Genomic DNA, 23,252 nt, shown 5'->3' on the forward strand with positions numbered 1-23,252 from the left:
CCACGCGCAAAGCCCATGTCACAAAACCGCCCCACGGGTTTGTGCCGAGCCAGCGCCTTCCACTCCAGCATTACGCTTGTCTGGCGCGCCACGCAGCCCGTGGGACGGCGTGCAGCGTCCCACGGCCCCAATTGCTTGCCTCCAAGGGTTCCCATGACCATCGCAAGAAAACTGGCCCTCCTCCTGCTGAGCGCCATTCTCGGCATCGCGGTGATGACGGCGTGGTTCCTGATCTCCGAGCGACAGCTCATCCTGCAAGAGCGCCAGACCGGCGTGCGCCAGGTGGTCGAGGCGGCGCACGGCATCGCTACGCACTTCCATGACCTGAGCACCCAGGGCGGACTCTCCGACGACGAGGCCCGCAAGCGCGCGGCCGCTGCCATCCAGGCACTGCGCTACAGCGGCAACGAATACGTCTGGATCAATGACATGCACCCGCGCATGGTGATGCACCCGGTGCGCCCCGAGTTGAACGGCAAGGACCTGACCGACAACAAGGACCCCAACGGCAAGCCGCTGTTCATGGAATTCGTGCGCACCGTACAAGCCAGCGGCGCAGGCTTCGTGCCTTACCTGTGGCCCAAGCCCGGCAGCGAAGCGCCGGTCGAGAAGACGTCGTACGTCAAGGGTTTCGCGCCCTGGGGCTGGGTGATCGGATCGGGCGTGTACATCGACACGGTGAACGCCGCCATCTGGCAACGCGCCCTGGGGTTCGGCTTGGTGGCGGCGCTGCTGGGGGCTGCGCTGCTGGTGATAGGCACCTTGATATCGCGCAACCTGCTGCGCCAATTGGGCGGCGAGCCCGGGTACGCACGCACCATTGCCCGCAGCATTTCGGAGGGCGATCTGTCGGTGGCGGTGGACACGCGCCAGGGCGACCACTCCAGCCTGCTGCTGGACATGCAGGCCATGCGCGATAGCCTGCACCGCATCGTGCAGCGCGTGCGCGACGGCACCGAGCACATCGCGGGCGCCTCGCAGCAGATCGCCGCCGGCAACCACGACCTGTCGGCCCGCACCGAATCGCAGGCCAGCGCGCTGGAGCAGACCGCCGCCTCCATGGAGGAGATGACCTCCAACGTGAAGCAAAACGCGGACAACGCCCGGCAGGCCAGCGTGCTGGCGCAATCGGCGTCCGACGTGGCGCGCCAGGGCGGCACGGTGGTGGACAAGGTGGTGCAGACCATGGGCTCCATCGACGCGTCGTCGCGCAAGGTGTCCGAAATCACCGGGGTCATCGAAGGCATCGCGTTCCAGACCAACATCCTCGCCCTGAACGCAGCGGTCGAGGCGGCGCGGGCCGGCGAACAAGGGCGTGGCTTCGCGGTGGTGGCCACCGAAGTTCGCAGCCTGGCGCAGCGCTCGTCCGAGGCGGCCAAGGAGATCAAGGCGCTGATCAGCCACTCCGCCGAGCAGGTGAAGGCCGGCACCCAGCTGGCGCAGGAGGCCGGCACGACCATGCAGAACCTCGTGGACAGCGTGCTGCGCGTGTCCGCCGTGATCGAAGACATCAGCCAGGCCAGCCGCGAGCAGACCGATGGCATCGAGCAGATCAACGAAGCCATCTCGCAGATGGACCAGGGCACGCAGCAAAACGCCGCGCTCGTCGAGCAGGCCACCGCCGCTGCCGCCTCGCTGCAGCAGCAGGCCAACGAACTCAAGCAGGTGGTAGCGGCCTTTCACCTGCACCGGGCCGCGGAAGGCTCGGAAGGTTCAGGGCAAGGCACGGCGCAGGCTGCGCTGCGTCGGCCGGGGCCGGCCCGTCGGCAGTTGAACTGACGCCAGCGCTCCCTGCCGTGGTGGCACCGGCCCACACCAGGTTTGCAAGAAACGTTATTTGCTATTTTTTTAATAGCACTCAGCACATATAAATCTAGGGCATCAGCCTCTTTTCACCATCAATCCCTCATGGCGCCGGTGGGAACTGCCGCGCCACGAACGCCCAGATGAGCGCCGAGGCGTCCGGGCCGTCCGGATCGCTGTAGGGCACGCTGGCCAGGCCGCCGCTCCAGGCATGCCCCAAGCCCAGGATTTCGCGCAACGCCACCACGGTGCGGCCCTGCCGCTTGAACTCGGTCAGGCGCGTGGCGTGCCGCTTGCCGCGCTGCTGCATGCGCGCGGCGCCGGCCTTGGCGCCCAGCGCCTGCGCCCACAGCTCGGCGGTCGCGCAGGCATTGCGGGGCGATACCACGCCGTCGGCCTCGCCGTGCAGCACCAGCAGCGGAGGCAAGGGCAGCGGGCCTTCGGGCGGGGGCGGGCCCATGCCCAGCACCGGGGGCGCGGGCTCGGGCAGCAGGGCCTCGCGGCGCCCGCTCATGGCGGCCAGCGCCTGGGCGGACGACTCCGCCGTGCCCGGCGCCACGCCCGAATGCATGGCCACCGCGCAGAACCGTTCCGGATAGCGCGCCGCCAGCAGCACCGCCATGCATGCGCCGGCTGACAGGCCGGCCACCGCCACGCGCGTGAGATCGACCGGATGGCGCCGCGCCACCTGGTCCACCGCCGCCATGAGCGTGGCCGCTTCCGCGTGGGCCTTGCCGTTGCGGTGCGAGAACCAGTTCCAGCAGCCCTGCGCGTTGGCGATGCGCTCCTGCTCGGGGTACAGCACCAGAAAGCGCTCGCGGGCAGCGAGCCGGTTCATGCGCGAACTGGCGGCCAGATCGGCCCCCGTCTGCCCGCAGCCGTGCAGCATCACCATCATGGGGAGCTTTTCGCCCGCGCCCAGGGCCAGGCCCGGGGGAATGTGCAGGTGAAAACGCCGCGCGCCGGCCGGGCCGGGGGCGATGCCGCCGATCCATTCGCCGGCCCCGGGCGGCACCTTGCGCGGCGCCCGGGCCTTGGGGGTGGCGGCATTCACCAGCGACAGCAGGGGCTTGGCGGCCGCCTTCACCCGCGCGGGGCGCGTGGCGCGGGCCAGCGCCTTCAGGTTGCGCTGGTAGGCCCGGGTGAAAACGGACAGGGAAAACAGGCGGGAGCTGCGGGGCATGGGCGGTCGTCCAATCGGCGGGGTAGCGGGTTCACCATACCAGTTTTGTTGCAGTGCAGCATTTTTTGGGCCTGCCAGAACTGGAATTGGGCGCCACGGCCTACAAACCCGCAGGCCGCGTGCCATCGAAACATGTCCTGAAATGATCGATCCCTGGCCGCCCCGGGCCGGACGCCGGCCGCCGCCGCTCTCAAAATCAGCGCCATACTCCACCACCCATCGAAGCGCCCCCATGAAAACCTGTCTCATAGTGATCGACGCGCAGGAATCGTTCCGCCAGCGGCCCTATTTCACCGCGCAGAGCCTGCCGCCGTACCTCGCCGCGCAGAACGCACTCATCGAGGGCTGCGTGGCCCGGGGCGTGCCGGTGGTGCGCATCTTCCACAGCGACGGCCCCGCCGATACCGGCAACCCGTTCGCCATCGAGTCCGGCCATGTGCGCCCGCTGGAGGGGCTGGCGCCGTTCGACGCCGCCGCCACCTTCACCAAATCGCGCCACAGCGCGCTGGTGGACACGGGCCTGGCCGTCTGGCTGACGCAGCACGGCATCCAGCGCCTGATCGTGAGCGGCATCCGCACCGAGCAGTGCTGCGAGACCACCACCCGCCATGCCTCCGACCTGGGCTGGCAGGTGGACTACGCCCTCGATGCCACGCTCACCTGGGACATGGTGCAGCCCGACGGCCGCACGCTCACCGCCGCCGACATCCGGGACCGCACGGCCACCGTGCTGCAGGACCGCTTCGCCACCGTGTGCACCGCCGCCCAGGCGCTGGAGCGCGCGGCCGCCGCGGCCTGATCCCTCCCCCTCCCCCTCCCCCTCCTCCGCCCCGTCCACCCCGCCCCTCCGCCATCACGACGAAAGAACACCCGCCATGCTGGAACTGCGCCCCACCTGCGAACACTGCAACACCGCCCTGCCACCCGCCTCGCCCGACGCGCGTATCTGCAGCTTCGAGTGCACCTTCTGCGCCGACTGCGTGGACCACGTGCTCGGCAACGTGTGCCCCAACTGCGGCGGCGGCTTCGCCCCGCGCCCGATCCGGCCCGCGCACAACCACAAGGGCAACAACTTCCTGGGCAACGACACCGCCAGCACCGTGGTGCGCCACCGGCCCGTGGACCCGGCCGCCCACGCGGCCTTTTCCGCCGCCCTGCGGCAGATTCCGCCCGCAAAGCGATGAGCAGCGGCCCCGGCGCACCCATCCACGTCTTCTTCGCGCTGCTGCCCGGCAGCCTGGTGCTGGACTGGGCCGGGCCCGCCGAGGCGCTGCGCATTGCCAACCAGGTGCTGCAGGCGCGGGGCGGGCCACCGGGCTTCGTGCTGCACTTCGTCAACCCGGCGCCCGAATCGGTCACCTCGGTCGGCGTGTCACTGACCGGGCTGGCGCCGCTGCCGGCCACGCTGCCGCAGCCCGCCTGGGTGGTGCTGGTGGGCCTGCCCGGGCAGCGCATCGATGTGCAGCGCAGCGAGGCGCGCGAACTGCTGCACTGGCTGCGCGGCCTGCGGCTGGCCACGGGCCGACTGGAACTGGTGACGGTGTGCGCCGGCGCCGTGCTGGCCGCACACGCGGGACTGCTGGCCGGCCGGCGCGCCACCACGCACCACCACCACTTGGCCGAACTGGCCGAGGTGGAGCCCCGCTGCGACGTGGTGGCCAACCGCGTCTTCGTGGCCGATGGCGCCCTGCACACCAGCGCGGGCGTGACCACCGGCATCGACCTGGTACTGCACCGCATCGCCGATGCCTGCGGCCCGGCCATCGCCGCCGAGGTGGCGCAGACCATGGTGGTGGCGCTGCGGCGCGGCCCGCACGACCCGGAAATGTCGCCCTTCCTGCACCACCGCAACCACCTGCACGGCGCGCTGCACCGCGTGCAGGACGCCGTGGCCCAGCAGCCCCAGGCCGACTGGAGCGTGCCCGCCATGGCCGAGGTGGCGCACGCCTCGCCGCGCCACCTGACCCGCCTGTTCCTGGACCACGCCGGCATCGCGCCGCTGCAGTACCTGCGCCGCATCCGCCTGGCCACCGCCGAGGCCGCGCTGCGGGCGGGGCGCAACGTGACCGAGGCGGCGGCGATGGCGGGGTTCAGTTCGGATACGCAGCTGCGCCGGGCGTGGAAGCAGTTCGGGCGGGGTGGGACGCCTTCGCAACTCGGGGGAACGGGTGGCGGCACAGGGCTGCCGAGCCTCTAGAGCGCGCGCCTGCGTCCAGGGCGGCCGCTTTCGGCGGGTTGCTGGCCAGGGGTGCAGGGCAACGCCACCCGGTCGTCGGCGAAAGGCTGTTCGCAAAGCGCGTGGGAGCGCCAAGCGGGGGCTGCCGCTGGCTCGGGTCTTGTGAAGGGCATACTTTGCCAACGGCCCGGCCGCTCACTGCTGTCATCCACCATGCCACCGATCCAACCCACACCCCTCTCCACCCGATCGCGCCTGCGGGGCGCGGTCTACGGCCTGCTCGTTGGTGATGCGCTGGGGGTGCCCTACGAGTTCTCCGATGCCGCAGAACTGCCGGAACTCCGCTTGATCGAGATGGCACCGCCCGATGGATTTCGCCGCGCCCATCCGGGAGTGCCGGCAGGCACCTGGAGCGATGACGGCGCGCAAGCACTGCATCTGCTGAGGGTTCTTCTCGATGGGGACCACGCACTGGAAAGCAGGTTCGCCGATGGCTTGCAGTCCTGGCATTCCTCCGGTGAACTGACACCCGATGGCCGCGTGTTCGATATCGGCATCCAGACGCAGGAAGCCTTGGCGAACCTCCGGCGAGGTGTGCCGCCCAGCCAGAGCGGCCCTTGCGAAGAGAGGAACAATGGGAATGGGTCGCTCATGCGGGTGCTTCCCACGGCCTTGCTTCCCGCTGCCGACGACCGGGTCCTGATCGACCGCGCGAGAAGGCAAAGCCTGCCCACCCATGGGCACACGAGGTCGCTGCTCGCGTGCGCGCTGGCGACCTTGGTATCCGCCCGCCTTCTCAGGGGCCTCTCGTTCGTGGAGGCGCTCGACGGGGCCCAGGCGCACCTCGAAGAGACCACATCCGAATCCGAGCGATTTGAACTTCGCATCCTGTTGAACGGGCGGTTTGATCCACCGGGCGGAAGCGGGTATGTGGTGGACTGCCTTTGGTCGTCCGTTGCTGCCGTCCTTCGCACGCGCAACTTCGAAGACTGCGTGCGGTGCGCGATCGGTTTTGGCAACGACACCGATACCACTGCCTGCGTCGCGGGGGGATGGGCGGGACTGCTCTATGGCGAGCAAGGCATTCCGCTGCGATGGCGCGAGCAGTTGCAAGGAAAGCCCCTCGTCGAGCCCTTGCTCGACCGCCTGATCGCCGCCTGGGAGTGATTCCTGCCAGAACCGGCAAGGAAAGGGAAGGCGCCAAGGCGGCGGCTCGCAGAAAGATCCGGCGCTTCAGCCCCCCCCTTCACCACGCCGGGCGCCTGATCGGTGAGGCAAAATGCCCCACCCCGTCCGGCCGTGAAATGCCGTGCCGAATGCAACAATCGGGGCCGGGTTCGGCACCCGTCTCGGCGCCGACGAAACCACCGGAAAAGCATTTGGAGGCCATGCACCTCACGATTGATCTTTTCACGCAATCGCCAGGAAGCGCTCAGAAAATGGATTGGTTCCCTATCGTCTTCATTGCGTTCAAGGTCATCGTGCTCGGAACGGGCATGTTTTTAGCCATCAAGTGGCACCACGATCAAGGCAAGAAGAAGAAAAAATAATGCCGGCCGGGTTGGAGAGCGCCCACCAAACGCACCCTTGACGCCCCCGGCGGGTCCAACGGCATCGCCCGCAAGGGGCGTTGTTGCAAATTCGGTCCGATAAGAACGATCCGCGCCCAAAGGTTTTTTGACCCGCAGCCATCGCCGGCTGAATGGCGCTGCAACGCGAGGTTCGAAAACGAATGGGGTGCCAGCCCTTCCCCACCGACCGTGGGCGCTTCGAACTCCCACTTAGTTCGGACCGTCCACCATCAGCCTCAGGTTCTGCACTGCCGCCCCGGCAGCCCCCTTTCCCAGGTTGTCCAGCACTGCACTCAAGACGACCTGCCCCGTGCGCTCGTTCCATGAGACGGCCAGGCCCATGTCGTTCGAACCGTTGTGGACCTGCGGGTCCCGTTCGGTCATCGGCTCGGCCGACGGCATCGGCAGCACGTGCACATGCGCCGCATCGCGGTACCGCTGCGCCAAGCATTCGTGGATGCGTGCGCCTGTAGCCTCCGCGGGCAGCATTCGCCCATGCAACCCGATGGTGAGCACGATGCCCTGACGGTAGCTGCCGTAGGCCGGCACGAAGAGGGGCGACTCGGTCAGGCCCGCATAGGCCTGGATTTCCGGCACGTGCTTGTGCTCCAGGGCCAGGCCGTAGACCGTGAGCGAATGCGCGCCCAGTCCCGCCTCGTGCGCTTCGGCCCCCGCCCGGCCCATGCCGGAATAGCCGGAGACGGCATGGATGGTGAGCGGATAGTCGGTGGGCAGCAGGCCCGCATCCGTCAAGGGCCGCAGCAGGGCGACTGCGGCGGTGGGGTAGCAGCCCGGGTTGGTGACCCGCGACGCCTTGGCGATGCGTTCGCCTTGCTGCGCATCCAGTTCCGGCAGGCCATAGACCCAGCCGGGGCTGGTGCGGTGGGCGGAGCTGGCGTCGATGACGCGCACGCCGGGGTTGTCGATCATCGCGACCGCCTCGCGCGCCGCGGCATCGGGCAGGCACAGGATGGCGATGTCGCAATCGTTGATCGCCGCCTTTCGCGCGGCCGGGTCCTTGCGCAAGCCCGCAGGCAAGGTGTGGAGGCGAAATTCCGAGCCCCGGAGCCGGTTCTGCAGGTCCAGGCCGGTGGTGCCCTGGTCGCCGTCGATGAAGATTTGGTGGTTCATGGAACGCGATCGTAGGGAGACCGCCTCGATGGCTCCAGCGAAATATCGGCAACCCCAAGTTAAGAAAAATTAAACTGCCGACATGCGAGAACTGAGCCTGGACCATTTGCGCACCCTGGTTGCCATCGCTGATCTCGGCTCCCTGGCCAATGCGGCGCGCGCCCTTCACCTGGCGGCCCCCACCGTGACCGTGCATATCGCGGAGCTGGAGTCGCGCCTGGGCGGCCAGTTGCTCGTTCGCGGGCGGGGGCCCGCGCAACCGACCGCCCTGGGCGAGCGGTTCATCGCGCGGGCACGCCGGCTGCTGGCGGACGCGGACGATGCCGTCGAGGACGTTCGACGCCAGCTCGCCGGCCAGACGGGCCGGGTGCGCGTGGGGGCCTCGACCGGTGCCATCGCGCACCTGCTGCCGCCCGCGCTCGAGCGCCTGGCGCGGCAACACCCCGGGGTCGATGTGAACGTGCAGGTGCTGACCTCCAACGAAAGCATGGCCCGGCTCGCGGCCGGCAGCCTGGACCTGGCGGTGGTGGCGCTGCCGCAGCCGGCCGTGCGCGGCGTGCAGGTCACGCCCCTGCGGCGCGAGGCGGTGGTCGCCTTCCTGCCATCGGCCTGGAAGGCGCCGCAGCGGCTGACTGCGCAATGGCTGGCGGAGCGGCCACTCATCATGAACGACGCCTCCACCCGCCTGTACCGGCAGACCGCGGAATGGTTCTCGGCAGCAGGCGTCCATTGCCGGCCCCGGATCGAGCTCAACTACAACGACGCGATTCGCACGCTGGTCGCCGCCGGCTACGGAGCGGCGCTGCTGCCGCAGGAGTCGTACGAGGCCACGCGCGACCCGCGCATCGCCATCCGCCCGCTCCGCCCGGCGCTGTGGCGACAGCTCGGCCTCGCGGTGAGCGACCGGGGCGCCAGCGGGCCGACGCGTTTCGTGCTGGAGGCGTTGCTGCCGGAGAAGGACCCGGCGGCGTGAGCCGCACCGACTGCCGTTCGCCGGGCGGCGATGGCAACGGGGCGAAACACCGGACAGCTGCCGGGCGCCAGTACGGCGTGGCCGGTGGATACTGCGCACCGCCGCCTCTCGAAAAGCCCTCCTCGACCCGCTTTCCTGCCCCCTGCTTTTCCAGCCTTTTCATGGACCATTCGCTCACATCGCCCACCCCACGCCATCGCGCCGTGCTGGTGGCAGGCATCGCCCTCTGCATCGCCCTGGGACTGGCCTCGCGCCGGTGGCCCGGCGTGCTGTTTCCCGAAGCGCTGGGCAAGTACCCCGGCGATGCGCTGTGGGCGCTGATGGTGATGTTCGGCTGGGCCTGCCTCTGGCCGCGCATGGCCCCGGGCCGGCTGGCCCTGCTGGCGCTGGCGACTTCGTTCGCGGTGGAGTTCTCGCAGCGGTACCAGGCGCCGTGGATCAACGCGATCCGCAGCACCACGCCGGGCCACCTGGTACTGGGGTCGCGGTTCAACGCGATGGATCTGGTGGCCTATGCGGTGGGCGTGGCGGTCGGCCTGGGGCTCGACGGGCTTTACCAGGCCTGGCTGCGCCGAAGGACTGGAAGCCAGGCGGCACGCCCCGATTGAGCGGCCGGGAGGCCCTGCGCGAAGGTCCCTGTCCGTCCGGATGCCCGCAAGCCTGGCTCATTCAGTCGAACAGCCCCGGCGTCATCGGCCCCTGGCGAGCCACCGGCGCCTCGCGCGCGGCCTGCTCGGTCAGTAGGTTTCCAACGCGCACGCCCAGCAGCCGCAGCCGCTTGTCCAGCGGCACGCGCTTGAGGCACTGCCCGGCCGCCCGGCGGATGGTGGCCGCGTCCTGCGTGGGGTGGTCGATGGTGAGGTCGCGCGTGGCGATCTTGAAGTCGTCGTAGCGCAGCTTGATGCCGATGGTCTTGCCCACGTAGCCCTTGCGCTGCAGGTCGCCGGCCACGCGTTCGCACAGGTCGGTGAAGATGCGGCCCAGCTCGGCGCGGTCGCGCACGGCGTGCAGGTCGCGGTCGAAGGTGGTTTCGCGGCTCATGGAAACGGGCTCGCTTTCGGTGACCACGGGGCGGTCGTCGCGGCCCCAGGCGGCCTCGTGCAGCCAGGCGCCGCTGGCCTTGCCGAAGTGGCGCACCAGCCAGTCGCGCGGGCGCGCGGCCAGCTCGCCCACCGTGTGGATGCCATGGGACTGCAGCTTGGCGTCGGCCTTGGGGCCGATGCCGTTGATCTTGCGGCAGGCCAGCGGCCAGACCCGGGTTTCCAGGTCACCCTCTTGCACGATGGAAATGCCGTTGGGCTTGTTGAACTCGCTGGCCATCTTGGCCAGGAGCTTGTTGGGCGCCACGCCGATCGAGCAGGTCAGGCCGGTGGCGTCGAGGATGCTTTTCTGGATGAGCCGCGCGAGCGACCGGCCGCCGTCGCGCTGGCCGCCCGGCACGTGCGTGAAGTCGATGTACACCTCGTCCACGCCGCGGTCTTCCATGACGGGTGCGATGGACACGATCACTTCCTTGAACATCCGCGAAAAGCGCCGGTACGAGGGAAAGTCCACCGGCAGCAGGATGGCCTGGGGGCACAGGCGCGCGGCCTTCATGAGCCCCATGGCCGAGCCCACGCCGAACTGCCGCGCAGGGTAGGTGGCGGTGGTGATGACGCCCCGCCCCACATAGTCCTTGAGCCGCGGGAAGGCCGCGACGGGAATCTTCGACTCGCGGCCGGCGTACTCAGCCACCAGGGCCTCGTCCTGCGCCCGCCGGCCACCGCCGATGACGGCGGGCAACCCCTTGAGCTGCGGGTAGCGCAGCAACTCCACCGAGGCATAGAACGCGTCCATATCCAGGTGGGCGATGCGGCGTGGCAGGGGTGCGGCGGGCTCTTCGGGGGCGGTCACGTCCGCCATTGTCCACTCGATCCCCGCCAGCTGCGCAGGCCCGGCGGGATGCCCCCGCAAGCACCTGCGCGATGGGCGATCAGCGCACGCGCAGCGCGCCCGGCTGGCCGTGGCCGGCCAGGCGGAACACGGCCACCGTGTCCACCAGTTGCTGCGCCTGTGCCTTGAGGCTTTCGGCCGCGGCGGCGCTTTCTTCCACCAGCGCTGCATTCTGCTGCGTGACCTGGTCCATCTGGCTCACGGCCTCGCCGACCTGGGACACGCCCGAACTCTGCTCGGCGGTGGCGGCGCTGATCTCACTCACGATGTCGCTCACGCGCTGGATCGACGACACGATCTCGCTCATCGTGGTGCCAGCCTCGTCCACGAGGGCGGTGCCGCGCTCGACGCGCTCCACGCTGTCGGTGATGAGGGCCTTGATTTCTTTGGCGGCGTCGGCCGAGCGTCCGGCCAGGCTGCGCACTTCGCTGGCCACCACGGCGAAGCCGCGCCCCTGCTCGCCGGCGCGGGCAGCTTCCACCGCGGCGTTCAGCGCCAGGATGTTGGTCTGGAATGCGATGGAGTCGATCACGCTGATGATGTCGGCGATGCGGCGCGAGCTGTCGTTGATGCCCTTCATGGTCTGCACGACCTGCCCCACCACCTCGCCGCCGCGCACCGCCACGCCGGAGGCGCTGCGTGCCAGCTGGTTGGCCTGCTGCGCACTGTCAGCGTTGTGCTGCACGGTCGAGCCCAGCTCTTCCATCGACGCGGCGGTTTCTTCCAGCGAACTGGCCTGCTCTTCGGTGCGCTGGCTCAGGTCGGCATTGCCCTGGGCGATCTGCACGCTGGCGTTGGCCACGCTTTCCGCATTGCCACGCACCGAATCCACCACCGCACTCAACCGGTCGTTCATGGTGGCCAGGGCCTGCAGCAGGCGCGCGATCTCGTCGCGGCCCTCGGTACGCACGTTGGTGCTCAGGTCACCCTGCGCCACGGCTTCGGCCAGTTGCACGGCCACGGCCACCGAACGCGTGGTGGCGCGGGTGACGATCCACATCACCCAGGCCGCCAGCGCGGCCAGCAGGGCCACGGCGGTCACCATCAGCAGCATGTCGCGGCGCAGCGCCTGGATCCGGGTGCCCAGCGTGTCGCTCAGCACATCGAACGACACGGCCACGAGCGCGAACTGGGTGTCGATGATGCGGGTCATCTGCGCCACCCACTGCGTGGAAGGCATCGACAAGGTGGCCGCCTGCACGATGTTGTCGTCCGCGAGCTTGAAGCCCTCTTCCGCCGCCGCCAGCGCGGCCTTGCGTGCGGCTTCCACTTGCGGCGGCAGTTTGCCGCCCGAGGCCAGCTCGAGCGTCTTGCGGGCATCGCCGTAATGCTGGCGGGCCCGGTCGGCCAGGGTTTCGATGCGCGCGCGCTCTTCAGGCGATGCGTCGCCCCGTGCGAGCACCAAGGCCCCGCGCGCCCGCATCTGGCCCAGGGATTCGGTCAGGTGCGGCAGATGGGCCAGCGCGGCCCGCTGAAGAAAGTAGCTGGCCGGCTCCGAATCCAGGGAGATGCCCGAGCTGTTGGCCACATCGTCGATCAGCCCCAGTTCGCTCGCCACCAGCGCGGCATGGCGGGCATTGCTTTGGGCACCCGTGATGGATTTCGCTCCCACGCCCGCGACCAGGGTGCGCCACTCGCCGGACAACGCGTCCAGCTTGGCGGAAAGCTCCCGGTCCTGCAGTCCGGTAGCGGCCGCCTGGGCCCGCACGATCGCGGCTTCGACCTCGGACTGCTTGGCCTGGCGCGGCGTGTTCAAGGAGGCATCGCCGCCCAGGAAGGCCGCCGACAAACCGCGGTGCTGCTGCGTGAGCTGCACCAGCTTGAGCAGCTCCTTGACGGGGGCGATGCCCAGGTTTTCACGCTCCACCGTGCGCAGGGTGTCCCAGTTGAGATGCACCAAAAGGGTGGTCGGAATGGCGAACATGAAGAACGCCAGTGCGCCGATAAGCAAGAACTTGCGCGAAATCCGGAGGTTGTTGATCCAGTGGGTCATAGGTCCATCTCACTGGCAACAGCGTCACCAGTTGTAAAAATTAAAAAACACGGATTTGATAGAAACATCCAATACCGGGCCGTAGGAGAACGCCTTATTTCGCCGATTGCCAGATAAATTTAGCGATTCCATCATTTTATTGATTCGGCCGGACGCACGCCGACAGCTGACGCATTAGGCGTACAGATACACAAAGATACCAAAAAATTTGACTTTTCACCAGATCGGTGCATGCGCAATGATCGCACCGCCTTGGTGCCAGTCAGCGCACGGTGATGATGTCCCGGTGCATGGGAGCGAGGAGCGCCAGCAAACGGCTTTGCTGGGTGAACGCAACGCCCTGTTCGTCCATGGCGTCCTGAAGCAGCTCCACCAGGACGTTGAAGTCGCGCTTTCGGATGGGCAAATCGGCATGCGCCGACTTCATGTCGGCCCCTTCGTAGCGGCACGGGCCGCCGGAGAGCACGCAGATCTGGTCCGTCAGGCTGTCCTTGAGCGCCTGGGGCTTGGTCTCCTTGAACAGAGGGCCGATGCGCTCGTCCTTGAATGCCCGGTCCACCAAGCCATTCATGATGCGGGCGATGCCGGGCTTGCCGCCCAGCGCGTCGTAGAGGCCTTCCGGCGCAGCGGTGGCCGGCGCCGCACCGAACGCAGCGGCCCCGGGTGGCGTGGCAACAGCGGCAGGCTGCTGCGCCGCAGCGGGCAGGGCCGTGGCGAGGGCCGTGGCGAGGGCCGCGGCCAGCGCGAGCGCCAGGGCGGCGGTGCGCGGCGCGCGGCATGGCGGCAGCGCGAAGCGGGGGGTGGCAGGGATGGGCATGGGGCCTCCTCTCGTCTTGTTGCCCGCGGTTCAGTACGCGGCCTGCACCGACAGGTACAAGCCGTTTTGCCGGCGGTAGGCCGTCACGCCCGGCACGATGAGGCCCAGGTTGACGTAGGCCAGGGTGATCGACATGTGCTTGTTGGGCGCCCAGGCGATGAAAAGGTCGCGCCAGTCGTCCTCGCGCAGCGCGGCGCCCAGGCCCGCCGAGGCGCCGATCGCCTGCAGGTTGTTGGGCTTGAAGCGGTATTCGGCGCCGATCGCCAGGTCGCGGCGCAGCAGGTAGGCCACGGAAAATTCGGGCTGCAGGCTGCGGCGGCTGCGCCCCGGGGCCAAGCCGCCGAAGCCCAGCAGGCCGTTCTGATTGGCGTTGGTGGAGCGCAGCGTGGTGCTCAGCACCAGATTGCGGTCCAGCAGCAGTTTGGTGGCGGTCACGTAGACATCGGTGCCGCTCGTATCGGCCCCCAGGAACTCGATGACCCTGCTGGCCGAAGCAGGGTGCAGCCGCTTGTGCTCCACGCCCACCGCCACCTGCGGCATGGCGCTGTCGGCCTCGAGCACCGCATCGCCGAGCAGGCGGACCTTGACCCCGACGATGTCCATTTTGAGGTGCAGATCGGGCTCGACGCCGAATGCCGCGATGCCGTTCAGCGCGACGGCGGGGGCGGCATCGAAATCCTGCTTCGCCACCGACACCTCCACCCGCTCGTTCCAGCCCATCGCCGCGCCGTAGCTCGTGAGGCCGTAATCGCGCGTGCGGGTGCGGGTGGTGAAGGCGCTCATGCCGATCTCGCCCTCGGTGGCATTCGAGCCCACCACCGCCCAGGGGGTGAGCCCGCCGCCGGCCGAGCCGGAGATGCTGCTCACGCCGCCCGTCAGCAGCAGCTTGCCGGTTTCAGCCCGCGCGGTGCCGGCGGCGGCCAGCAGTGCGCAAAGTCCGGTGGTGCAGGCCACCGTGGAGATCCAGTGAATGGGGTGCATGGGGGTTCGTCCGCAAAGGAGCGCCAACCTGCGCTGTAGCAGAGTGTTACCCAAATCGACGACCGACGGAACCCCCATTCCACAAAGCAGAATGTGAAACCGTCTCCTACAGCATGCGTTCGATCAGCGCGCCCGTGAACAGCACCGGTCCCGTCGGCCCCTTGTCGCCCGGCACGCCGCCCTGCGGCTCCAGGCTGATGGCCAGCGTGGGCACGTTCTTCACCGCGCTCTCCGGCGTGGCCAGCGTGAGCAGCGCCTGCGGCCCCAGCACGCCAAGTGAGCGCGGGCCACTGCCGGGTGGCAGCGCCCACAGCTGCAGCGAATGGTCGCTGCCTTCCTGGAAACCGCCCACGCGCTGCAGCACCAGCGCGTTCTTTTGCGCATCGAATGTGACGAGCATGGACGGCGCGGCCTTCGCATCGGCCAGCACTGCCACGTAGCGCACCTGCGGCGTGGCGGCCAGTTGCTGGCGCAGCTGGGCGATCTGCGCCCCGCTGTCCTGCTGGAGCCGCTGGTGCGTCTGCAGCCCGACGACCACGGCGGCCACCGTGGCCAGCGCGCCCAGCGCCGCAGCCCCGCGCCACAGCCGCACGCTGCGCAGCCACCCGCCAGGGCCCGCACGGGGGCCGTCGCCCTCGGCCCGCGCCGGGACGGCGCCCTGCCGCGCCGCCCGCATGGCCTCGCGTTCCTTTTCGGCCTGGACCAGGTTGTGGATGCGCAGCCACACTTCGGGCGGCGGGGCCTGCTCGGCCTGCAGCTCGGTCAGGCCGGACCAGCGTGATTGCCACACCAGCGCCGCCGCCCGCACGCCGGCATGCTCGCGCGCCAGGGTCTCGAAGCGGCGCCGCGCACCGCCGCGCAGCGTGCCCAGCGCATAGGCGGCCGCCAGGCGGTCCAGCAGTTCAGGGGATTGCGAAAGATTCATGGCAGCACCTCACGCGTAGCGCGACAGGCAGTCGCGCAGCTGGCCCAGGCCCCGGCGGATCCACGTCTTGACCGTGCCCAGCGGCAGCTTCAGCTGCTCGGCCAGCTCGCCGTGGCTCAGGTCGCGCAGGTACGCCAGGCTGACCACTTCGCGGTGGCGGTGCTCCAGGCGGCCCAGGCATTGGTGCAGCGCGGTCGCCTGCTCGCTGGCCTGCGCGATGTCCGCCGGCGAGGGCTGATCCGCCTGCAATGTCTGCGCCAGCTCGTCATCGAACTCCTGCGTGAGCTGCGCCCGGTCGGCCGTGCGCCGGCGCAGAAAGTCCAGCGCCCGGCTGCGCACGATCAGGCCCATCCACGCCATCGGCGGGCTCAGGGTTTCGCGGTAGCTGCCCGCCACGCGCCAGATGGTGAGGTAGGCCTCCTGCAGCACGTCCTCCGCCCACTCGCGGTTGCGCAGCACGCGCAGGGCCACGCCGAACAGGCGCGACGACGTGTGGTCGTACAAGCGCTTGAGGGCGGCATCGTCGCGTCCCGCGACCTGGTCAATGAGGGCCATCAGTTGGGTGTCCGTGAGGGAGGTGCTCATGCACGCATTGTGTGAGAAAAAGTGCGGTCTCAGCCATGCAGCGGAATACGGTGGGTGTGGGTTGGCGGATACAAAGCCCTCCTTCGGACAAGGACTCTGAATCCGATCGGCCGCGGCCGGCGTATGAAGGAAACCTGCGGCGCGCAGCCCTCTTTCCCGACCCACCAGGAGACAGCATGCGAGACAACCGATCCAAGGCCCTTCCCCTCGGCGACCTGCGTTCCATGAAGCGCCGCGCCACCTTCGCTGCCGGCGTGCTGCTGCTGGCGGCTGGCGCGTTCTATGCCGGCAAGAGCGCGGTGGCGCAGGAACTGCCGGCCGCGGGCGCGGCCGTGCAGGCGGTGACCGGCTGATCGCACGGCGCCCGCAGGGGTTGCCTCGCTAGCGGCGAGCCGCAGGCCCGCCCTGCCAGGAGTCGCTGGACTCTTCCATCGCCATCTGGGTAAAGGCTTCTTTCGCCTGGCCGGCGCGGTTGCGCTTTGTCAGATGGGCGTCGCGCATCAGCAGATACTTGTCCAGGGCCACCTGGTCCACCAGTTCGCTGGCCCCCAGATGGTGGGCGCGCTGGCTGACCACCTGGACGGCGTCAGGCTGTTCTTCACAGAGACGCTGGAGATCTGGTTCTTCGGGTTGCCCAGGCCATCGACCTGCGACGCGAACACGTCCCTCGCATTGGACGGGCCGAACAGCGGCATCACCAGATAAGGCCCCGTGCCCACGCCCCAGGTGTCCAGGGTCAGCCCGAAATCCTCCTTGCGCTGGGGCATGCCCCAGCCGCTGGCCACGTCCACGAAGCCGAGCGCGCCCACCGTGGTGTTGGTGCCAAAGCGCGCCAGGGTCGTCATGCCTTCGCCCACCCGCCCTTGGAGCATGAGGTTGACCGACGACCACGGGTTCTGCCAATTGGAAAAGAAATTGTTCACGCCGGTCTGGGCCACGTCAGGAACCACGGTTTTGTAGGCCTTGGCGGCTGGCTGTAGAACGACCTGGTCCACGCCTTCGTTGAAGGAAAAGATCTTGCGGTTGACGGGCTCCAGCGGGTCCGGCTGCGCCAAGGAGGCGCATCCGGTGCTGAGGACCGCCAAGGCGCAGACGGCATACCGGACATTCGACATGTGGCGGTTCAAGGGTTCTGAGGGGTGCAGGCGAGAGGGCATTCGTACCTCCGGTGAGAGTGGGTGATGGGGACCTGAGGGATGGAATGCATCGCATCCCACGGGCCGCCATCGTCACCGCGCCTGCATTGCTGAATCCTTACTGGCCGGGGCCGGGCGCCGATGCGTGTGTCACGCGCACTTCCAGCCCCACCGCGCCGTTGCGCGCTCCGATGGTCCAGCCATGAGCGGCGACGATCTCCTGGCAGATCGACAGGCCCAGCCCGGCCCCTTCGTCGCGCCGGGACGCACCCCGCCAAAAGCGCTCGAAGAGTTTGCCCAGGTGCTCCGGCGCCACCCCCGGTCCTTCGTCGGACACCACAAATCCGCGGCCATGCACCTGCAGCCGCACCACGCGGTGCGGCGGGCTGTGCTGGATGGCGTTTTCCAGCAGGTTCTTGAGCAGGGTGAACAGCGCGCCCCGGTCGGCATCCCAGGGCCCCACGCCCTCGTCAAAGAGCAGCGCGATCTGCACCTGGCTGCGCTCGGCCACGCGGTCCATGAAATCGCTGGCCTCCAGGATCGCGGAGCGCGGGTCGCACCGCTCGATCCGGTAGTTGCGCTGCTCGCTGGCCTCGGCCAGGTGGAGCAGCTGCTGCACCTGGCGCGCCATGCGGTCGATGTCCTGGAGCAGGTAGCGGCTGTGCCCGCTGCCGCCGTCCTTGCCACCGCTGTGGCCGCCCAGTTCCACCTGCGCGCGGATCAGCGACAGCGGGGTCTTCAATTCATGCGCGGCATTCGCCAGGAACTCCTGCTGCGTCTGAAACCCCAGCTGCACGCGGTCCAGCGCCCGGTTGAAGGCATCGATCAGCGGCACCAGTTCGCTGGGCAGATCGCCCAGCGCCAGCCGGTCGCCCAGGGACTGCGGCGTGATGCGCTGCGCCTGCAGCGATGCGATGCGCAGCGGCTTGAGCACCCGGCGCAGCGTCAGGTGCATGGCGATCACGAAAATCACGAGGAACGTGAGGCAGGTGGCCACGATGCCCTTGCGCAGCGCCGGCAACCCGATGCTGTGCTGCAGCAGCAAAACGATGCGGTCGCTGATGGCGAACTGCACGTACCACAGCCGGTCTGTCCGCTGCAGGGGCACCGTGGCGGCATGCATCGCCACGCCATCGCGCTGCAGCACGAAGCCCTTTCGCTGCGGATCGAACCCCAGGCCCTGGGGCGCCAACGGGAATCTTTTCCCGTCGGTGGTGTAGAACACCACGCCGTGCGGATCGACGATGCGCAGCACCACCTCTTCGCTCAGGCTGGCAAAGGGCCATTCGTCGATGTGGGACCGGTCGGGCCCCAGGGGCAGGCCGGCGCCGTCGAAGCGGATGATCCTGGCGATCGACTCGGCCCGCTCGATCACGCTGTGCTGCAGCATGTACCGCTCCAGCGGTTCGAGCAGCACCATGACGACGGCCATGACCAGCCCGCAGCTCAGCAGCATGCCGGCCACGTACACCAGCAGCAGGCGCCCGCGAAAGCTACGAGGCCAGTGGCTTTTCGCGGACGGCATATCCATGGGTCCTGATGTTGGCGATCTGAACGCTCGACCCCACGGCCACGAGCTTGCGTCGCAGCCGGTGCAGCGCCACGTCCAGCGCGTTCGGCGTGACGGCCTCGGCGATGCCCCAGGCGGCGGCCTCCAGCTCCGACCGGCGCACCACCTGGCCGGCCTTGCGCAGCAGGCACAGCATGATCTGCACTTCGGTGAGCGGCAGCGCCACGGTTTCCCCGCCGCACACCAGGCATCCCCGGCCCGCGTCCAGGCGCAGGTCGCCGTACACCGGGTCCAGCGCCTTCAGGTGGGTGGGCCGCCGCAGCAGCGCCCGCACCCGGGCGATCAGCTCCTCCATGGGAAACGGCTTGGTCAGGTAGTCGTCCGCGCCGGATTCGAGGCCGTCGACCCGGTCGTGCAGCGCGTCCCTGGCCGTCAGCATCAGGCAGGGCACGGCCTGGTCGCGTGCGCGCAGCCGCCGCACCAGCTGCAGGCCGTCGCCGTCCGGCAGCCCCCGGTCGATCACCAAGGCGACGTAGGGAATGTCGCGCAGTGCGAGCCAGGCCGATTCGATGTCGGTGAAGGCATCCACGGCGATGCCGGCCCCCGCCATGGCCTGGCGGATGAGATCGGCCAGCCGTTCGTGGTCTTCTACCAGTGCGATGCGGTTCATCCTCGGGTCCATCCAAAAAAGCCTGGCGGCCTGCGCGCGGCGCAGGCCCCGAAAATCAGCGGACCGTCAGCGACAGCAGCCGGTCCACCAGGGTCCCGATGCTGCTGCCATCGCCGGACACCCGCCCCTGCACGAGATCGAGCCGCAGGCCTTCGATGGCATACCGGCACACCCTGTGCGTGGCGAGGTCCACCGAATCCGTGGCGCACATCTCCTCGACGAAATCCGACCAGATCGCCGCATACCGCGGATCGCCGAGCACGGCGGCCACCGCCCGGCGCTGGTGGCTTCGCAGGGCCGCCAGGCTCGCCCCCATGGCGCGCAGGTAGGCCCGCAGATGCCGCGCCGGGCCACAGGGCTCGGCGGCCAGGGCGTCGTCCAGGAAGCGGCGAAAGTCTGCCACGTAGTCGTCGAAGACCTCCTCGGAAAAGCCCTTCGGTCCGCCGCGCCGGCCCCGACGCGCGCACGCCCGGCCCGGGGATCGCCCCCAGGGCAGGCCGCTGCCCGGCCCGAAGGCCGGCCCGCCCGGCACAGGCCCGCCGGGAATGCGCGCAGCGCCACGCATCTCAGAACCGGTGGATGTAGCCGACGGTGGCGCGCGACATGCTCGAGCGCCCCGCGATGGGGCTGTTCTTGATCTCGTCGGGCAGGCTCGTCGCGCTGACGTCGAGGAACACCGTCTGCCGGGGCCGGATCGCGTAGTCCAGCCGCAGTCCCAGTTCCATCGTGGTGGCTGCCTTGCCGGTGTACTGCGCGCGGCCGGGCTGCGCCTCGTTGGGCCGCACGCCTAAGTAGTAGTCCACGTATTTTTCGTCGAGCCACTGCGCCTGCACCCGGGGCGTCAGCCCGAAGCTGCCGAATCCGAACCGCCGGTCCACCTGCAGCTGCAGTTTCTGGCCCTTGCTTTTGCTGGACAGGTCGGACAGCCATTCGCCCGAAACGCGGGCGAAGCCGGTGTTCCAGGTGACGGCCGCGCCGCCCCACACACTGCCATCGCGGTCGGCCATTCCGGCGAGCCGGGGCGAATCGCCGGCCTCATACCCGCCATCCTCGTACTTGAGGCGCCCCGTCAGGCCGATGCTGCTCTGCGGGCCGAACTCCTTTTGCAGCAGCTTGACGTCGGCCGTGGCGCCGCTGACGCGAAGCCAGCGGCTCTCGTAGAACAGCAGCGGCACGGCGATGTTCTTGCTCTCCGCCCCCGCGTAGGGGCGCCGCACGGCCGAGGCACCGATGCCGATGCCCCAGCTGGACGCAGCGTCCGGCGCACCGGCGGCGGATGCGGCCTCGGTGCGCCGCTCCTGCGCGGCGGCTTGCGTCGCGGCCAGGAGGCACAGGGTGGCGGTGGCGGCGCCCAGGCAGGCGCGCGGGCATTTCTTGAGGGGCGTGAGGGCGAGGGTCATGGGCAGGAACAGGGTTGCTGGAAAACCGATGTTCGGCGCCCCCGCATTACCGGCGACTTACTGGGCGCCCTTCCCGCCGCGAAAACGCCGGTGTGCCGGCACAAATCCAGAGAGGCTGGCGAGCGCCCGCCGGCGCAGGGGGCATACAGCTATATTTTTTATAGCAATACGCCCTAGTAAAACATGCGCTGGAGCCCTTTTTCGCTCCAAACGCCCCTGGCGAGCCCTACCGGCGGGCAGCGGCCCGCCGCACCTCACACCGGATAGGTGCCCGGCAGCAGGATCGAGCGGTCCACGCGGTGGATGTCCGTGTGGCCGCAAAAGGCCATGGTCACGTCCAGTTCCTTCTGGATGATCTGCAGCGCGCGGGTCACCCCGGCCTCGCCGAACGCGCCCAGCCCGTAGAGAAAGCTGCGCCCGATGAGCGTGCCGCGCGCGCCCAGCGCCCAGGCTTTCAGCACGTCCTGCCCGCCGCGGATGCCGCCGTCCATCCACACCTCGATCTCCTGGCCCACCGCCTCGACGATGGCCGGCAGCGCGTGGATCGACGAGGGCGCGCCGTCGAGCTGGCGGCCGCCGTGGTTGCTGACGATCAGCGCATCGGCGCCGCTGGCCACGGCCAGGCGGGCGTCCTCGGCGTCCATGATTCCTTTGAGGATCAGCTTGCCGCCCCAGCGCTTCTTGATCCACTCCACGTCGCGCCAGTTGAGCTGCGGATCGAACTGCTCGGCCGTCCACGACGACAGCGACGACAGATCGCCCACGCCCTTGGCATGGCCCACGATGTTGCCGAAGCTGCGCCGCTGCGTGCCCAGCATGCCCAGGCACCAGCGCGGCTTGGTCGCCAGGTTGAGCAGGTTCGCCACCGTGGGCTTGGGCGGCGTGGACAGGCCGTTCTTGATGTCCTTGTGCCGCTGGCCGAGGATCTGCAGGTCCAGCGTGAGCTGCAGCGCCGACACGCCCACCGCCTTGGCGCGGTCGATCAGGCGCTCGATGAAATCGCGGTCGCGCATCACGTACACCTGGAACCAGAATCCCGGCCCGGCGTGCTGGGACACGTCCTCCAGCGAGCAGATGCTCATGGTGGACAGCGTGAACGGCACGCCGAACGCCTTGGCCGCGCGCGCGCCCAGGATCTCGCCGTCGGCATGCTGCATGCCCGTGAGCCCCGTGGGCGCGATCGCCACGGGCATGGCCGTCTCCTGCCCCACCATCCGCGTGCGCGTGGTGCGGCCTTCCATGTTGACCGCCACGCGCTGGCGCAGCTTGATGCGCTGGAAGTCTTCGCTGTTGGCGCGGTAGGTGCTCTCGGTGTAGGAGCCCGAATCGGCGTAGTCGTAGAACATGCGCGGCACGCGGCGCTTGGCGACGACGCGCAGGTCTTCGATGCAGGTGATTTTGGACAGGTCGGCCAAGGGAAACGCTCCTGGGTGTTTTTATGGGACGGGGAAGGCCACGCCCCTCCACGGCGAAGGGACAGCGCGGCGCACGGGCATCGTAGCGGCGGCCCCGCCGCATGGGTGCTGAAGACTTTTCCCCGGCCCCTGAGATTTTTTGACGGGCCGCACGCGCGGGCCCTGCCCGGCCCCTGCCCCGCCGGGTGGCCTACCGGCGCGCCAGCGCCACGCCCAGGATGGCGACGACGAAGCCCACGACCTGCAGGCCGGTGAGCGTCTCGCCGAAGATCCACCACGCCTGCAACGCCGACAGCGGCGGCACGGCCAGCACCAGCGCCGCGGTGCGCGTGGCCTCGCCGTGGCGCATGAGCCAGATCAGCAGCGTCGCGCCGCCGATGGACAGCACCAGCACGGCATAGGCCAGGTAGCCCCACAGCAGCGGCGAGCCGTCCCAGCGCGGCTCGCCGAAGACCAGCGCCATGAACACCAGCACCGTGACGGCCCCCACGTTCTGCACCGCGCTGGCACTGCGCAGGTCGCCAGCGGCCAGCGGCGACTTCTGCACCATCGATCCCACCGTGAGCGCCAGGATGCTCCCGGCCGCCGCGAGCAGCACCGGCAGCGTCAGCCCGGCCGCCCCGGCACTGACCGCCAGCCGCGGCCACAGCACCATCGCCACGCCGCTGAAGCCCAGCGCGAGGCCCGCCCAGGTGGCGGCCCGCAGGCGCCCACCCAGCAAGGTGACGGCGATGAGCGCGGTGAACAGCGGCTGCAGCGCACCGATCAGCGCCATCACGCCCGAGGGCAGGCCCTGCGCCATGGCCCACCAGCTCGGCCCCACGTACAGGCCGCTCATGAGCGCCCCGGCCACCAGGTGCAGCGCGATGCGGCGCGGCCCGCGCGGCCACGGCACGCGCGCCCACAGGGCCGCCGCGCCGAAGAGCACGGCCACGCCGATGAAGCGCACGGCCAGGAACCAGAACGGATCGGCATGCGCCGACACGCCCCGCCCCACCAGGAAGCCCGTGGACCAGATGACGACGAAGAGCAGCGGCGCGATGGCGGTCAT

25 protein-coding genes are annotated in these 23,252 nt (G+C 69.3%); 9 read left to right on the forward strand and 16 right to left on the reverse strand.

Annotated features, from left to right (window positions below; genetic code table 11):
• Positions 1–153: 153 nt before the first annotated feature.
• Positions 154–1,779: a methyl-accepting chemotaxis protein gene (locus AVMA1855_RS13125; protein WP_284426030.1), complete on the forward strand. Its 1,626-nt coding sequence runs from the start codon at positions 154–156 to the stop codon at positions 1,777–1,779.
• Between the two features lie 127 nt (positions 1,780–1,906).
• Here AVMA1855_RS13125 and AVMA1855_RS13130 read toward each other — a convergent pair whose 3' ends face one another.
• Positions 1,907–2,986 (reverse strand): extracellular catalytic domain type 1 short-chain-length polyhydroxyalkanoate depolymerase, encoded by a 1,080-nt coding sequence (locus AVMA1855_RS13130; protein WP_284426031.1) that lies wholly within the window; start codon positions 2,984–2,986, stop codon positions 1,907–1,909.
• A 232-nt stretch (positions 2,987–3,218) separates the two neighbouring features.
• Between AVMA1855_RS13130 and AVMA1855_RS13135 the strand changes: the two genes are divergently transcribed.
• The 5 genes from AVMA1855_RS13135 (at position 3,219) to AVMA1855_RS13155 (ending at position 6,712) form a co-directional block, all read left to right on the forward strand.
• Positions 3,219–3,785 (forward strand): cysteine hydrolase family protein, encoded by a 567-nt coding sequence (locus AVMA1855_RS13135; RefSeq protein WP_284408469.1) that lies wholly within the window; start codon positions 3,219–3,221, stop codon positions 3,783–3,785.
• Positions 3,786–3,861: 76 nt separating this feature from the next.
• The gene (locus tag AVMA1855_RS13140) at positions 3,862–4,170 is read left to right on the forward strand and encodes a DUF1272 domain-containing protein (RefSeq protein WP_284426032.1); all 309 of its coding nucleotides are present in this window, start codon (positions 3,862–3,864) and stop codon (positions 4,168–4,170) included.
• Positions 4,167–5,183 carry a GlxA family transcriptional regulator gene (locus tag AVMA1855_RS13145; protein ID WP_284426033.1) on the forward strand — a complete coding sequence of 339 codons (1,017 nt, stop codon included), beginning with the start codon at positions 4,167–4,169 and terminating at the stop codon, positions 5,181–5,183. The genes AVMA1855_RS13140 and AVMA1855_RS13145 overlap by 4 nt, the downstream gene beginning before the upstream one ends.
• Before the next feature lie 192 nt (positions 5,184–5,375).
• Positions 5,376–6,329, forward strand: a complete 954-nt coding sequence (locus tag AVMA1855_RS13150) for an ADP-ribosylglycohydrolase family protein (protein ID WP_284426034.1) — start codon at positions 5,376–5,378, stop codon at positions 6,327–6,329.
• Entirely contained in the window at positions 6,326–6,712 is a 387-nt protein-coding gene (locus AVMA1855_RS13155; protein ID WP_284426121.1) for a hypothetical protein, read from the forward strand. The genes AVMA1855_RS13150 and AVMA1855_RS13155 overlap by 4 nt, the downstream gene beginning before the upstream one ends.
• 231 nt (positions 6,713–6,943) lie before the next feature.
• Here AVMA1855_RS13155 and argC read toward each other — a convergent pair whose 3' ends face one another.
• Entirely contained in the window at positions 6,944–7,864 is a 921-nt protein-coding gene (gene argC, locus AVMA1855_RS13160) for an N-acetyl-gamma-glutamyl-phosphate reductase (RefSeq protein ID WP_284426035.1), read from the reverse strand.
• A gap of 82 nt (positions 7,865–7,946) precedes the next feature.
• Here argC and AVMA1855_RS13165 point away from each other — a divergent pair, with 82 nt between their 5' ends.
• Together AVMA1855_RS13165 and AVMA1855_RS13170 are read left to right on the forward strand one after the other, a co-directional pair.
• Positions 7,947–8,837: a LysR family transcriptional regulator gene (locus AVMA1855_RS13165; protein WP_284426036.1), complete on the forward strand. Its 891-nt coding sequence runs from the start codon at positions 7,947–7,949 to the stop codon at positions 8,835–8,837.
• Positions 8,834–9,445, forward strand: coding sequence for a ribosomal maturation YjgA family protein (locus AVMA1855_RS13170; protein ID WP_284426037.1), 612 nt, complete (start codon positions 8,834–8,836; stop codon positions 9,443–9,445). Before AVMA1855_RS13165 ends, AVMA1855_RS13170 begins: the two co-directional genes overlap by 4 nt.
• A gap of 61 nt (positions 9,446–9,506) precedes the next feature.
• Here the strand turns inward: AVMA1855_RS13170 and AVMA1855_RS13175 are convergent, their stop codons facing one another.
• The 6 genes from AVMA1855_RS13175 to AVMA1855_RS13200 form a co-directional block, all read right to left on the reverse strand.
• A complete protein-coding gene (locus AVMA1855_RS13175; RefSeq protein ID WP_284426038.1) occupies positions 9,507–10,739 on the reverse strand; it encodes a Y-family DNA polymerase in 1,233 nt (410 codons plus the stop codon).
• Positions 10,740–10,809: 70 nt separating this feature from the next.
• Positions 10,810–12,762 carry a methyl-accepting chemotaxis protein gene (locus tag AVMA1855_RS13180; protein WP_284426039.1) on the reverse strand — a complete coding sequence of 651 codons (1,953 nt, stop codon included), beginning with the start codon at positions 12,760–12,762 and terminating at the stop codon, positions 10,810–10,812.
• Between the two features lie 262 nt (positions 12,763–13,024).
• Entirely contained in the window at positions 13,025–13,579 is a 555-nt protein-coding gene (locus tag AVMA1855_RS13185) for a group I truncated hemoglobin (protein WP_284426040.1), read from the reverse strand.
• A 30-nt stretch (positions 13,580–13,609) separates the two neighbouring features.
• Positions 13,610–14,560, reverse strand: coding sequence for a DUF3034 family protein (locus AVMA1855_RS13190; RefSeq protein ID WP_284426041.1), 951 nt, complete (start codon positions 14,558–14,560; stop codon positions 13,610–13,612).
• A 106-nt stretch (positions 14,561–14,666) separates the two neighbouring features.
• Positions 14,667–15,485 carry an anti-sigma factor gene (locus AVMA1855_RS13195; protein ID WP_284426042.1) on the reverse strand — a complete coding sequence of 273 codons (819 nt, stop codon included), beginning with the start codon at positions 15,483–15,485 and terminating at the stop codon, positions 14,667–14,669.
• A gap of 9 nt (positions 15,486–15,494) precedes the next feature.
• Positions 15,495–16,070 carry an RNA polymerase sigma factor gene (locus AVMA1855_RS13200; RefSeq protein WP_272564487.1) on the reverse strand — a complete coding sequence of 192 codons (576 nt, stop codon included), beginning with the start codon at positions 16,068–16,070 and terminating at the stop codon, positions 15,495–15,497.
• 176 nt (positions 16,071–16,246) lie between these two features.
• Between AVMA1855_RS13200 and AVMA1855_RS13205 the strand changes: the two genes are divergently transcribed.
• Positions 16,247–16,423: a hypothetical protein gene (locus tag AVMA1855_RS13205; RefSeq protein ID WP_284426043.1), complete on the forward strand. Its 177-nt coding sequence runs from the start codon at positions 16,247–16,249 to the stop codon at positions 16,421–16,423.
• 28 nt (positions 16,424–16,451) lie between these two features.
• Here AVMA1855_RS13205 and AVMA1855_RS13210 read toward each other — a convergent pair whose 3' ends face one another.
• The 8 genes from AVMA1855_RS13210 to AVMA1855_RS13245 form a co-directional block, all read right to left on the reverse strand.
• A complete protein-coding gene (locus tag AVMA1855_RS13210; RefSeq protein ID WP_284426044.1) occupies positions 16,452–16,595 on the reverse strand; it encodes a hypothetical protein in 144 nt (47 codons plus the stop codon).
• Positions 16,571–17,125 (reverse strand): MlaA family lipoprotein, encoded by a 555-nt coding sequence (locus AVMA1855_RS13215; RefSeq protein WP_284426045.1) that lies wholly within the window; start codon positions 17,123–17,125, stop codon positions 16,571–16,573. Before AVMA1855_RS13215 ends, AVMA1855_RS13210 begins: the two co-directional genes overlap by 25 nt.
• Before the next feature lie 199 nt (positions 17,126–17,324).
• Entirely contained in the window at positions 17,325–18,731 is a 1,407-nt protein-coding gene (locus AVMA1855_RS13220) for a sensor histidine kinase (RefSeq protein ID WP_284426046.1), read from the reverse strand.
• A complete protein-coding gene (locus AVMA1855_RS13225) occupies positions 18,700–19,386 on the reverse strand; it encodes a response regulator transcription factor (protein ID WP_284426047.1) in 687 nt (228 codons plus the stop codon). Before AVMA1855_RS13225 ends, AVMA1855_RS13220 begins: the two co-directional genes overlap by 32 nt.
• 55 nt (positions 19,387–19,441) lie before the next feature.
• Entirely contained in the window at positions 19,442–19,951 is a 510-nt protein-coding gene (locus AVMA1855_RS13230; protein ID WP_284426048.1) for a hypothetical protein, read from the reverse strand.
• 1 nt (position 19,952) lies between these two features.
• Entirely contained in the window at positions 19,953–20,786 is an 834-nt protein-coding gene (locus AVMA1855_RS13235; RefSeq protein ID WP_284426049.1) for a MipA/OmpV family protein, read from the reverse strand.
• 254 nt (positions 20,787–21,040) lie between these two features.
• A complete protein-coding gene (locus AVMA1855_RS13240; RefSeq protein WP_284426050.1) occupies positions 21,041–22,201 on the reverse strand; it encodes an alpha-hydroxy acid oxidase in 1,161 nt (386 codons plus the stop codon).
• Positions 22,202–22,391: 190 nt separating this feature from the next.
• A complete protein-coding gene (locus AVMA1855_RS13245) occupies positions 22,392–23,252 on the reverse strand; it encodes a DMT family transporter (protein WP_284426117.1) in 861 nt (286 codons plus the stop codon).

It is taken from the genome of Acidovorax sp. SUPP1855, assembly GCF_030158955.1.
In the GTDB taxonomy this organism is placed as follows: Bacteria; Pseudomonadota; Gammaproteobacteria; order Burkholderiales; family Burkholderiaceae_C; genus Paracidovorax.